The organism is Nostoc sp. CALU 546, assembly GCF_048836525.1.
In genome coordinates this window covers 20,647-34,317 of record NZ_JAWJTF010000013.1, presented here as the reverse complement: position 1 = coordinate 34,317, position 13,671 = coordinate 20,647, and the positions used below count along the sequence as shown (strand labels likewise).

At 34.5% G+C, this 13,671-nt stretch carries 6 protein-coding genes and 1 pseudogene; 5 read left to right on the top strand and 2 right to left on the bottom strand.

All coding sequences use genetic code 11. The features are described 5' to 3' along the window. Nucleotides 1-81 precede the first annotated feature (81 nt). Complete coding sequence (locus RRG12_RS09165; protein ID WP_420759031.1) at nucleotides 82-3,936, top strand: ATP-binding protein; 3,855 nt, start codon at nucleotides 82-84, stop codon at nucleotides 3,934-3,936. A gap of 84 nt (nucleotides 3,937-4,020) precedes the next feature. On the opposite strand, the gene RRG12_RS09160 is transcribed toward RRG12_RS09165, so the two are convergent. Continuing rightward, complete coding sequence (locus RRG12_RS09160; protein ID WP_104902241.1) at nucleotides 4,021-4,707, bottom strand: hypothetical protein; 687 nt, start codon at nucleotides 4,705-4,707, stop codon at nucleotides 4,021-4,023. 220 nt (nucleotides 4,708-4,927) lie between these two features. Between RRG12_RS09160 and RRG12_RS09155 the strand changes: the two are divergent. Further along, a pseudogene (locus tag RRG12_RS09155) lies at nucleotides 4,928-6,249 on the top strand (IS4 family transposase). A 108-nt stretch (nucleotides 6,250-6,357) separates the two neighbouring features. On the opposite strand, the gene RRG12_RS09150 reads toward RRG12_RS09155, so the two are convergent. Further along, the gene (locus RRG12_RS09150) at nucleotides 6,358-7,857 is read right to left on the bottom strand and encodes a P-loop ATPase, Sll1717 family (RefSeq protein WP_104902242.1); all 1,500 of its coding nucleotides are present in this window, start codon (nucleotides 7,855-7,857) and stop codon (nucleotides 6,358-6,360) included. A gap of 121 nt (nucleotides 7,858-7,978) precedes the next feature. Here RRG12_RS09150 and RRG12_RS09145 point away from each other — a divergent pair, with 121 nt between their 5' ends. The 3 genes from RRG12_RS09145 to RRG12_RS09135 all read left to right on the top strand — a co-directional run bounded on the left by RRG12_RS09145 (nucleotide 7,979) and on the right by RRG12_RS09135 (nucleotide 13,646). Beyond that, nucleotides 7,979-8,320, top strand: coding sequence for a hypothetical protein (locus RRG12_RS09145; RefSeq protein ID WP_420759030.1), 342 nt, complete (start codon nucleotides 7,979-7,981; stop codon nucleotides 8,318-8,320). A 315-nt stretch (nucleotides 8,321-8,635) separates the two neighbouring features. Further along, complete coding sequence (locus RRG12_RS09140) at nucleotides 8,636-12,190, top strand: AAA domain-containing protein (RefSeq protein ID WP_420759029.1); 3,555 nt, start codon at nucleotides 8,636-8,638, stop codon at nucleotides 12,188-12,190. Nucleotides 12,191-12,218: 28 nt separating this feature from the next. Next, nucleotides 12,219-13,646, top strand: coding sequence for a phospholipase D-like domain-containing protein (locus tag RRG12_RS09135; protein WP_420759028.1), 1,428 nt, complete (start codon nucleotides 12,219-12,221; stop codon nucleotides 13,644-13,646). Nucleotides 13,647-13,671 lie beyond the last annotated feature (25 nt).

Here is a 13,671-nt window from a genome sequence, read left to right as displayed (position 1 = left end):
TTTATTTATATCAATTACACCTTGATGAACTCAGCAAATTATTGTTGAAAAGCTGAATAGAATTCTTATAATAAATTAAAAATGAAAATAAGAGAAGCTCAGGGACATCTTTTCGAGTTAGCATTCAACGCAGGAATATTGACAGCCATTCATCAATCAGGGATGAAATATGCCCACATGGATTTATTCATTGATGACCTGAAACGTATCAATCATCGAGGAGTAGTCAATAAACTTGTTGAGATGAAACTGTTAGAAGGATTTATTGATGCGGAGAGTCAAAGAATATGGGCAGCATGGGGTAAATTTTTACTTTTACGAGGTCATCTCGGTGGTTTAGGTTTATGGAAGGAATTGATGGACTCTTTGGAGTTTTCGTCCGCTTCTAATAGAAACTGGGAACTACTGTATATGCAATGCTGCCTCTCAGACGAAGCCAGTATGAGAACGCTAGAAAAACATCAACATGACCGATACTCTCAGATTCTTTCGCAGTTTGATATTACCGCAGATAAGGTTACACCTTATATAAATAAGTATGCCGACACAGGAGAATTTTTAAAAGCGGATACATTGATGCTGATGTCGAAAGACGGAGAAAAAAACAAGGAATATTACATTATTTGTGTTGATTTGTCCGCCTTTACTGTGGAGAATAATCAGGATAATGAATTGAATTCTCAGAAAGATAATGATGAGTCAAGACATGAACAAGAACAGTTTGAGTTGTGGAATTTATCAAGCGCTTCGTCTATTCTTGGATATTTAAAAGCAGAACTGCGTTATTTAATGTCCAAAAGTGTTTATCATCAATTAAAAATTGACACCCAAAAAGGGACTAATCAGCAATTAATAGGGCAATATATTCAGGATTATCTTACAGCTTTTTCTTATTACGACAAAGATTTTGTTAAGTTGGTACAGGCAGCATCATACTCAGCAAGTTTCGTCAAATTTCTTGATTCAGAAAATAGAATACCCAAGGATGCGACCGTACAAGTGACAACGATAGGTTACACTACACGAGGAATTAGCACCTTAAATGTTAGCCGGGAGGACTTTCACATTCTTGACCTTTGCGCCGAGGCATATAAATCGATGAAGGGACGGCAAAAGTCGGATAGAGAAAATTCTATCAATACTTATGAAAATGCGCTGTTTAAGATGCTTAATTTAATTAAAAAAAATGCTGTATATTGTCTTTCACGTTCGCTTGAACAAGTAGGAATTTCGGTAAAAGAAAAATCTCAGCCAGATAAACTTTCTCATGAACAAAAAGTCCACAAATTTGTGGACTCATTATGTGATACTAATGTTACAGAAGAGAAAACTGTGTGTTTCAGTGAAACACTTACAAATTTTAATAATCCCTCAGATTTTTTAGATACTTCAATCAGTGAAAAATACCATCTAACTGAGCAAATTTCTTTAATAAATGCCCACGCAAAAATAATTCAGGAACATCTGTTAGGTAATTATCGTAATCTATTTCTAACCGGGAATCCGGGTATTGGTAAAACAACAGCGGTGGTGAATTTTATCCGCGATCATGCTGACGAGGGTTTCCTGTTTTTCTACATTAGTCCGCGTCTCTCTGTAAACGAAGACACGATTAATAAATTTATAGATACAAAAACAGGTAATTTGTTTGCTGATGACCTGTATTGTATTTCCACGAGTCACGCTCTGATTGCTACCAATAATAACCAGCCTACAGTGAGATATTATTCTAATGGCAATAACCAAACTTTTGAAAGCTTAGGGGTAACTTTTCATGGTGCAGAATATGATAAAAAACGGAATACCAACCGAAAGAATTTAATAAATCGTCAGTCCCGCTCTTCACTCGGCTACAACAACAAATCCGGAACCGGAGTTATTAGAAGTTTATGTGACGCAGGTCATATTCTCATCAAACAGCAAAAAAATAAAATTGTCATTACCTGCTCAACTCAATCCCTCCGCAAATTGAATAGTGGAGGTGACTCATTAGATAATTTCGAGAGACTATTTCGTTCAGTTACAAATAATGGTGATGTAATTCCGGAGTTAATGAGTGAATTATCTTCACGCCTGAAGCATATCATTGTCATGATTGACGAAGTAACAGGTGACAATGCTGGAGTTGAGTGGTTTCACTCTATGAAGAAATGGTTAGGAAAAAAACTTGAGTTATTTGACCCTTCATACGGTTTCAATACAAAGTTGATTATTGCCGATGCTTCTCTTACAGGTCTTGATGTTGTTAAACCACATCTCGGTACAAAGGAAGCGGAACCAGATAAAATCTATTGTTCTTTTGTTGATAAAAAGCAAGAACCATTAGAAGTTAGTTATCTGTCTTTTGGCGGTTATTCTGCACCGCCAGGCAATGTTGATTCTGCTGTTATTAATGTTAACTCATATCCAGCTAAACAAATTGAGCTAACTTACCAAGTGTTTTTTGAAGTGAACAAAATCAACGATGATGGTTCCATTAAATTTACACCTGGTCAATCAGCACGAGATGAGTCTTTAATAAACGAAATAATCCACTATGTTAATCACCCAGAATTAGGACAATTAATTGTTTATATCCAGGATAAACAACGTCTAAGACAATTAATTTCCCTAGTCAAAAAGAGACTTTTTGGCTTCGAGAAAAATGAGATTTATCTAGAGATACATTCCCAAGTAGCTGATCTGGAAATGCTGCTCAAACGCAAGAATCAGGTACGGGTAGTGTTTATGACATCATCTGCGGCTCGCGGTATTTCTTTTCCCCTTGCTAAACACATAATTGTTGAACTACCAAGATTTCAGATAGAAAATAACCTGATGGAGATAATTCAGGTAATTTATCGAGGTAGAGGTGAGTTTGGTGAGGGACAAAATAATGACCGCGCTCATAAGAAAATAACAGTTTACATTATTGAAAAAGTTTTTACAAATGCACCTAATAATCAACAAAGTAAAAGTACCCGCGCCGCGAATTTAATAGGTTCTCTACTCGTCTTACGGGCGGCGATAATGACGCGAATTTTGGGTGCTGGGAATTTAGGTGGACACAACGTAGCCATGATTCCCGTCGGTGGTAAAGCGATATATTCAAGCGGTGAGACTTTCAGCACTCGGATTAAATCTTTGATGCAGTTACTACGAAGTCACCAGCGGCTACATCCAGATGACCAGGATATTAAACTTGTTTGTGAAAATCTGTTTACTTTATTTAAGTCATCCGAGTTTCTAATTCAATCTCCTCGCATATCCAATTCTTCTGTTGTCCAGCAACCAGCTAGAAAAAAAATTAGCTTGCTGTCCTTGTTGGAGCTAGGAGTGGATTTTTTCTTTGACCAATGTTCCTGTATGGCTGAATTGTTAGAAATAGAAATTAGTCCGCAGGTTTACATGGAGGGTTCATTATTGATTATCCCAATGAATAATCATACTGTAACATCACGTTATAGTATAGATCCTTATTCTCAAATTCGCTCTTATATAACAACAAACTTTAGGAATGCACTAAAAAATATTAGTCAAGGTGATTATTCAGAAAATATCAAAAATGAAATTTTGTTTGCCATTGATTTTATAGAACACCTGCTCCAAAATGAGGGTAACACTCAGCAAATAAGCGATTCTAGTAATTTTAGCGATCAGTACTTAGCTATTCCCCTACATTTTTTGTTAAAGGATGAAATTCTTCAATCCTCATTCATAGGAGATGCAAATTCTCCTATGAGTTCTGATTTTCGTATTTTACTAGAGCGTTATATTAAAGCTTTATACCCTGCTAATGATTTTCTTCCTATTGGTAATGGCTACCCTGATTTTCCTTGGGTAATTTTTAAAAGTTACGATTTGGCACAAATTCGTCGGAGTTTGTTTAAAGCAAATTACTTTCTTAACTCTCGCTCTCTAAATATTCTCAATTTAATTTTGTCAGCAAATAATTGAATTGTTCATACAAAAATTTCTACTACTTAATAGCCAAAAATTAATTTCTAGACTATTTTTATCCACTTTATCCTAGCTATAACCCTATTTTATAACAAGTTTATCAGCGTTTGTAATTACCCAAATATCCTGGCTACTATAAAAATCTCCACGTTGCTCTAATGTAAAATTACCCAGCAACAGTCCCAGCCAAACCTCTACCAAAGGCATTTTTAATCCACCTTGGAGTTGAGTTAAAGAAATCTCACCTTTAATATGTGCAAGGTAGTTAGCGATCGCACTAAGCCATTTTTCCACATGTTCATCACCCGCCAGCTTGTGGACATCTTCTAAACTCGTCACCTCATCGAGCATTACCAAAACATTCGCTTTTTCAACAGGTGCTGCTACAGAATCACCCTCCTGGTTAGGATATGAAAATTGGTGTGGGCCGTGTGGTTTAAAGGTTTGTGGTGTTTCCGGTTCAATCAAATCATCTAAATCTAGGTGCATTGTTGTCCGCACTAGACCAGCAAAGAGATCGGCGCTAACAATTGGCCCCAAAAGACTATTGCGATCGTGGGTATCTTGCAACAGCACTTCGGCACGAGACTTAAGAATATCCGCAATTTGATTGAAAGCAAGCGCTGCGGTTAATAACTGTGCCTCCAAGGGTAAATTTTCTAGCTCGGCATCCAAACAATCCCACATAGCATCAAGGGAAGAAGTTGGTGGAGATTCAGACAACTCATCCAGCACATCCCAAATTGTTAATTGGCGGTATGTGGTCATCTCTAGGATTCTGGATTTAACGGGCAGGGTCGCACTGGGCAATGAGATGGACTAATCTCGAACATATCTTTTTGACACAAATTTAGAAATCTTCTAAATCAACTTTATCGTCAATGAGATGGACTAATCTCCATTGGTGTCAAGTTAAGAAAAATAGATGGCTGTCAAGAGTGGGCAAATCAATGGTAAAAGTCAATTAACACAGGGGTGTTGAAAAGCCATGAGTAAACCACGGAAAAAGCAAGGGAATCCAGATTTTCGCCATCGAGTCAGCGTACCTGCCCCAGCCAGCCAAGAGATAGAATCACGCCTGTTTGAACTAGTCAGCCCAGGAACCTACAGCTAACCTCAAAGAGGTAAAAGACAAAGAACGGAGCTTGCGTTCACGAGTACTGACCTTGCCAGTAATGGCAGCAATAGTATTGAGTATAGTGTATCGACAAATACAGCATCTCACAGATGTATTGCGATCGCTAGAAATAGAGGGATTAATGTGGGTGAAAGCAACAAAAGTGAGTAAGCAAGCGTTGTCACAAAGACTCAATAGTTTGCCGGCTACACTATTTGCAAAATTATTCGAGCAAGTGATAGAGCGTCTGGCAGTGAAAAGGAGCGTAAGAGAATTAGCCCCAGCTTGGTCATCAGTAGCACAAAGATTTACCGCTATCTGGATTGGAGATGCCTCAACACTCGAAGCGATGAAAAAACACTTCGGACAACTGCAAGAAAAAACAGGTACGGTGTTGGCAGGAAAAATACTGATGGTTGTAGAAGCTTTCACTCACACTCCAGTAGCAATTTGGTATGATGCTGATGCCAAAATGAATGAGACTCGTTGGTGGCAAGCACTGTTAGAACGTTTACCTGATGGTGGCTTACTGATAGTAGACATGGGATTTTATGGCTTCGAGTGGTTTGATTCTCTTACCGCAGCTGGCAAGTATGTACTCACACGCCAGAAGAATTTGGTGACATATCGGGTAACACGTGTACTTGTCTCTTGGCTCTCACTACAAAGATGAAATTATTCACATGGGATTGAATCACACTCACCCTTGCCACCATCCCATGCGCCTAGTATCAGTATTGTGGGGTAAGACTTGGTATCATTATTTAACTAATGTTCTTGACCCACAACAGCTTTCGGCAAAAGAAGTTTGTGATTTATACCGACGACGTTGGCGGATTGAGGACGCATTTTTATTGACTAAGCGATTGTTGGGCTTGTCCTATCTGTGGGTTGGTGGTACTAACGGTGTACAAATGCAAATATACGCTACTTGGATTTTCTACGCTGTTCTGAATGACTTGTGTGCTGATGTAGCGATCGCTTTACAGCAGCCGTTAGAGCGTATTTCCGTAGAAATGGTGTTTCGCAGTTTATATTTTTTCCATCGCGCACGATCGCACAATTCACAACTACAACTGATTCCTTGGCTAGTTGAGCATCAACGTTCTATGGGTCTTGTGAAAGCTGTTCGTCAGCGACACCGACGCAACGCCGCCAGGTCGCTTGACATTTGGGCTTCTGCCTTAACTTGACACCAATGACCTCCAAGGATGAAGCTGTGGTGACTTAGGAGATGATAAAGCGGTATTGCCTATGGGATTGAACGGGTGAGTTGAAGTACGATGCTGTGTTGCCTTTGTTTATCTAGCGTAGTTACGTCTCCTCTGCTGATGCTGATTAAGTTTTTGAATATCTAAAGCTTCTCGGTAGCATGGATGAATCTCCCAAATTACGTTGAAGTCTTGATTTGTTCTGCTTGAGAGAAAATCGGGCATATCAGAAAAGAAATAATGTTCATATCCCTGATCTTCCTTTTCTGCTCTGGCAACAATAAAGCCTAGCCTAAACAAGAAGTGTGCGATATCTAGAGATGATTTTACTGATTTACCTTCTATAACTGGTGAAAGATGATTTGTTATGTGATTAGTTACCCATGTAATTAGTTCATCTCGTGTCATTCGACGCTCTGCACCTCTAAAGCTATTTATTAACTCTTCTACATTGCGACACTGATGCTTATGTTCTGCAATCAGGTCACTAATACGTTTCCTGCCATATTCTCCCCAGATAGCATCTATGTGCTGTTTAGCAATTAATCCTTGTTTTTCTCTAATAGCTTCTTCCTGTGCAAGCTTACATAGTTGAATAGCCCAGCGAGGTCTATGGTAAGAGAGAGTATAAATTATTTGATACATGGGTCTTTCACTTTCACCCCATAATGTTCGTGCTTGAAAGATTTGGTTCACGTAATGTTCTTCAATCTCAATTTCTGTTGTGTATGTAGGTAAAGGAGAAATTTCGATTTTTAAACAATCCACCTGATACTTAATCCGCTTAAATAGAAGGGTTCGGAAGTCAGCTTGGCTCCAAGTGATGTCATGTACATACTGCTCAAATTTGTCAAGTGACTCATCATACCTCCGTATCAAAGGCCACACATCTGTCCGCATGGTTATTCTGAAGTTTATGCCAGTAACTTTAGCAGCAAGATAACGACACGCTGAAAAGAAAGTACTTAGCTCTAAATTTTCACGATCAGTACGCTGATAGGTAGCATCAAGATCGTCAACTAAAAACCATACTTTTTTCCCTGCAAAACGTTTTAGAAGCTCTATTTCGTTAGTTGCATGTAGTTTTTCAGTACTTGCTTGTTGTGGGATTAGTTTTCTTAGTCTATCGGTAAGTGCAGACACAAGATTACGGCTTTTGAAACCATCCAACTCTGCACTTTCCACTAAAGTAATTGCATCATCTCCAAATGCTAGATTTAACTCTGCACCAATATAGCGATTTACAAGAGCGCAAATACGTACCATCCAGTCTTGGATATAATCATTTGGCAATTTAAGTTCAGATGAGAGTTTAAAATTTGAACGAACTAAATCGCTTCCTTTACAACTGATGACAAGTACATTATCTCCATGCTCCTCTTTAATTTTGGCTTCGATCCACCTTATTAAAGCAGATTTTCCAACTCCTTTTTTAGCGGTAGCTAACAGAATATTTCTCGTAGGGCTGAGGAATTTATGAAAGGATGACTGTTCAACAAAGAAATTTAAAATTTCGGATTCCTGTACATCATCTCCAGCTTCATTCCCAAAATCCATCCGAGTAAGAAGCTGATGCGGATTAATAATCATATATTGAAGGGAATTAATTTTATATTGTAATTAATAGCACTTCCACTTTAGCTGACGCTTGAATAGTCGTCCAGTGTCAGGAATTTAGAAAATTGTCTATTGTCATCAGTCAGGGTATACTGTGAAGTACGTAAGCGTACCCTGTGGTAAACATAGCTTGAAGTGCAGATACTACCAAGTTACTCTCAATGGAGAAGACTTAGGTATGTGGTCAGAGTTGGGTGTGCTTGGTGTATTGTCCGGGTTGCAGGAGAAGTTTCACCGTGAGCGCCTAATTCCGTCAGTGGCTATGGCTGCAAAAACAAAGGTTAAGAATAATCAGCAAGATATCAAGATGTCTTCGTGGGTTTTGGTTAGGGATACTCAATCGGAAGTTTCAGCTCCAGTGGGACAGCTAGCAACAGAAAAGTTAAAGCCATCCCGTGCAGAAACACGTATTGTTGAGCAGATGAGTCTGCTTTGACTATTCTTGCGTCAAGGACTGATGAGACAAGTAAGATACTGCCCTGAAAGCAGTTGTTCCGCAGTACCTGTCAGGCTACGTGACTAAATGCCGTATCAAATAACTTAGACTTCAATTGATACAGCCAAAACAAGCTTTTTCTCCGTTTTTTGATGAGAAGAGCGATTTATTTTATTTCTGTAACTATTTTATAGCAAGCTTTTCAAGCTTTACGTGGCGGCAAAATGTGTTTTGGCTACTTTTACCCCTATAGTATAATTTTATAATACGGCTTTTACCGAATCAAATTTACGAATATAATTCTAGAAATTCAGTATGTCTAATGTTATCGGTGAATTTATTGGTGGTAAGTATGATATCCAAGCTAAACTTGGACAAGGTGGTAGTGGGGTAGTCTATTTAGCAAAAAAATTAGGTACTAATGAGCGTTATGCTATTAAAACTATTTCCACTGAAGAAGAGAACGCAATTAAACTTTTAGAAAGAGAAACTGAGACTTTAAAACGTTTTAATCATCCTAATATCGTTAAATTTATTGAACAAGGTTATGAAAATCGTCATAAGCTTGTTTATTTAGTATTAGAATATTTAGATGGTCAAGATATTAAAACTTATTTTGATAGTGGGATTGATTTAAGAACTAAATTAAATCTATTTTCACAAATTATTGATGCAATTAGTCATGCCCATTCTAAAAATATAATTCATAGAGATATTAAGCCAGACAATATCAAAATTGTAAAAACTGATGAACAACCTCAAGCAAAGGTTTTAGATTTTGGTATAGCTATTATTACTACTACTATTCTAACAAATACAATTAGAAGCTATCATACGCCTCTATTTTCTGCTCCTGAGCAAATTAATTTAGAAAAAGTTTCTAGAGATTCTGATGTTTATTCTTTAGGAATGACATTTTTATACTTATTATCAACTCCAGAAGCGAGAATTACTTTTCAAGATGAAAGAGATAAAACTATACTTTATCAATCTACTTACACAACTTTAAGTGCTTGTGGTAATTTTAACACTTTAATAGAAAATTTAAAAAACGCGACAGATAAAAATCGTGACAATCGTCCTAAGCTGGATGAAATTAGAAAAATTATTGCTAATGTTCAGGAAGAAATAAAACAATCGATTACTATTGTTTTTAATATAACTCGTAAAGTAGAACAAGAAATTAATGATAAATATAACTTTCAAAATAACCTTTTAGAAATCAAAAAGCATATTGAGTCTTTATTCCACGAAAACTCCAATATCTTACATCTCAAAAAAAGTCCAGATAAACATCAACATGATGAAAATAGACTAACAATTGATATTGGTTTAGAGAGTTTATCTAAATTCTATCGTGGGTTTATTAATCTAGATAATCATAATTCTACCCAAATAACAGTATTACATGAAATTTCTTTACCTCCTAATATACAAGAACAAATATTTGAGAATGGATTACCTATCAAAGCTAATCCCATAATTGAGGTAGGTTCTGGATTAAAAAGAAAAGTAGATTTATCTGAATTAATTAAACAAGTTTTACAAAAAGATCAGCAGGTTAAAAATCAAATAAAAAATAATAAAGATTTAGCGGCAACATTTGAACAATGGCAATCACTAATTGATATTGAAAAACAAATAATTAGTGATAAAAAATCTGTATTTGAATACAGAGAAAAATATTATGATAAACAAAGACAAATTTTGATTTTATCATTAGTAAAGCCTATTTCAATTGAAGAATTTGATAAGATAACTTCTCCTCCAGTACCCTTTACTATATCTATTAGAAAAAGCTTACGTTCTGGTAGACAAAAAGAAATGCAATGGGAGATAGGAGATATTATTGATGGTGATAAATCTAGTAATGGAGAAGTAGTTGAAAAGTTACATATTAGTATTAGTGACTTTTTAAATCCTGAAATTATAGAATCTATTTTAGATAAAGGAAAAATTGAAACAAATAAAAGACAGCAAGAATCTGAAATTGAAAAACGACATAAGGCTTTAAGAGAAATTAGATATGGAGACTGTGAAAATGCAGCCTTATCTCGGGTAATAGCAGAACCATCTAATGTGAAACCAATAGAAGCAAGTTTAATTCATAAATTTTTTAATCAAAAATTAGATGAATCACAGCAAAAAGCAGTCTGTAAAGCTTTAGCTACTGAAGATATTTTTCTAATTCAAGGCCCACCAGGTACAGGTAAAACTTCTGTAATTACAGAAATTATTTTACAGATTTTAAATCAATATCCTAATGATAAAATTTTGATTTCTTCCCAGTCTAATGTAGCAGTTGATAATGTTTTAACAAGAATTTCTCGTGTTGAAGATAAGGAAATTAAATGTATTAGAATTGGTAGAGAAGAAAAGATAGAAGAAGATGCTAGACAGTTTGAGGTAGAAAAAGCTATTATCAAATGGCAAGATTCTCTACGTTATAAGTCTTTAATTTATTGGAAACAGTACCAAGAACAAAATGAGCTACTTCTATCAGGAGTAAAAAAAATTGCTCAATTGGAAGATATAAAAACGAAAAATAAAGAATTACAAATATTGGCTAACAAATTAACACAAATAATTTCTAGATTTAATTCAGAGTTAATTATATATAAAGACAATTTAGCATCTATTGATTTTTCTGATACTGCTATAGAATTGATTTCTGAAAAGTTAGAATTGGAGCAAAAAATATTAAAATTACTAGAAATATATACTACAAAATTTGGAATAGAATATCCTGATAATAAAAATCTGTCAGATTGGATTAATGAAGAATATAAAGTATTACAAGGTATTTTAGGCGATAATCAAGAAAATTACGAAAAGCTTATTAAACTACAAAGGCTGAATGAAGAATGGAATGAAAAACTTATAAGAAAACAAAAAAGTTTAGAATCTATATTTATAGATGAAATAAATGTTGTTGGTGCAACTTGTTTAGGAGTAGCAAGATTTAAAGATAGAAACTTTGATTGGGTAATTGTTGATGAAGCTGGTAGATCAACTGCTCCTGAAACTTTTGTACCCATGTCCAAAGGAAAAAGAATTATTTTAGTTGGTGATCATAAACAATTACCTCCTATTATTGATCAAGAATTACAGGAACGAGCTTTAAGTGAAAAAGATATTCAAAAAATTATCCTAGAAAGGAGTTTATTTGAATATCTTTATGAACAACTTCCTAAAACTAATAAAATAACTTTGAATAATCAATATAGAATGCACCCTCATATTGGTAATCTTGTTAGTATATTATTCTATGATAATCAGGTGGCAAGCAATCTTGTAAACCCTGAAGAGAAACAGCATTATGTAACAATCTTTGATAAAAATATTTATTGGATATCCACTAGCGATGCAGGGGAAAAATCTCAAGAAAGAGAAAATGGAAAAAGTCGTATAAATCATTATGAAGCCAGAGTTATTAAGGGAATTTTAGCTAAAATTCAAGAAAATTGCGAATCAAATCAGTTACAAAAAGAAGTCGGTGTTATTTCAGCTTATCGTTCACAAATTAGTATTTTAGAATCTGCGATTGCTCCTAATGATAAGCAATTATGGAAAAATTTACATATCATTATTCGTACAGTAGATGCTTTTCAGGGAGGTGAATGTGATATTATTATTTATGATTTAGTCAGAAACAATAAACATAATAAATTGGGTTTTACATCTGATGACCGCAGATTAAATGTTGCTTTATCTCGTGCTAAACAGTTATTAATTATAGTGGGTAATGATAATATGGCTTATCAGGGGAGAACTCCTAACAATATTTCTAATCCTTTTAAACCATTAATAGAATATATTGATAGCAGTAGTTCTTCCTGTTCACGATTAAAATCTAATGATTTTATTTAGTTAATAACGATAATAATGAGGTGATTTTATGGTTAGTCAAATCAAGGATTTTGAAAATAAAATTCGCAAATATCACTCACATCCTGAAGCCATAGTAATTGATTGTAAACCTATCGGTTATCCATTTTATGTTTTAACTCTTGATTTAACTTATTTAGACAGTAGAGATTTAGAACTATTGGAAGAATATGTAATGAAATGTATTGCTAATGGTTTGAATAAACTAGAAGAAATTTTTGGTTTCTTAGGAATGGATAACCATATTATCGAAAAAGTATTATCAAAATTAATCTCCAATGATTTAATTATCAGAGAACACGGTTTTAATCTTACACAAAATGGAGTAGATGCTTTACAAAAGCAAACTGTTTTAGCCCCTATTTCAGATACCAAAACTTTCTATTTAGATGCTTTAAATGGAAAGTTGATAGATAAATTTCATTTGAGTAAATTTGATACTAAAAAGTATCAAAACAGTTGTATAGAGAAAATAATAAAAAGGCCGAGAAAAGATAATATAGAAGATATTATTGACCATTATCAAGATATTGAAAAATTATTACAACCTCCAGGTTATAATATTATTGAATTGATCCAAGTTAATAAAATAGAAAAAGTATATCCTGAATGGCATGAAGTATTATTGGTTTTGTATAAAAGTAATGCGAATGATACTGAATTAGAATATGAAATTTTTTCTAGAGATTCTATTCAGAAAGATTATAGAGAAACTATAGAAAAATTATATGGTGAAGGTAAAAAAATACTTGATCCTATTTTTCAGGATATGAAACAAGATAATACTTCTAATCAATCTTTTACTAAAATTGTTAGTAGTATTAACGATGAGGATATTAAAAATGTAGAACAAATCAGTGCAAGAATTAGTTCACTTAATGATCCTGATTATTTCATAGACATTACAAATAACTCGGTCAAAGAAGAAAAGCAAAAACTTAAGGCACAACTAGAACAAATAAAAACTCAAAGTAGAATATCGGAAGTAATTCATACTTGTGATATTCGAGAATATCTATTTAAGGCTTTGAAACAGGCAAACAATAGAGTAATGATAGTTTCTCCCTGGATCAAAAGTAATGTGGTAAATCAAGAATTTTTATCAATTTTAGAGGAGACATTGAAACGAAAAGTCCAAGTTAATATCATATACGGGTATAAGGAAACTCCGGGGAGTATGAAAAATGATACTTGGTCAATTAATAAATTAGAGAATTTAATGTACAATTATAAGAATTTGAATTTTCAAAAAACCACCAATAGTCATCGTAAGCAAGTAGTTTGTGATGATAAGTTTGCAATAGTAACCAGCTTTAATTTTTTATCATTTAGAGCAGATCCTAATTTAACTTATAGAGATGAATTAGGAGTAATTTTAAGGGATAAACAAACGATTGAAGATTTATTTAACAGTGGTATTAGTTTGGTCAAAGTTTAATTTTTATAGGCGTTGCACAAATACG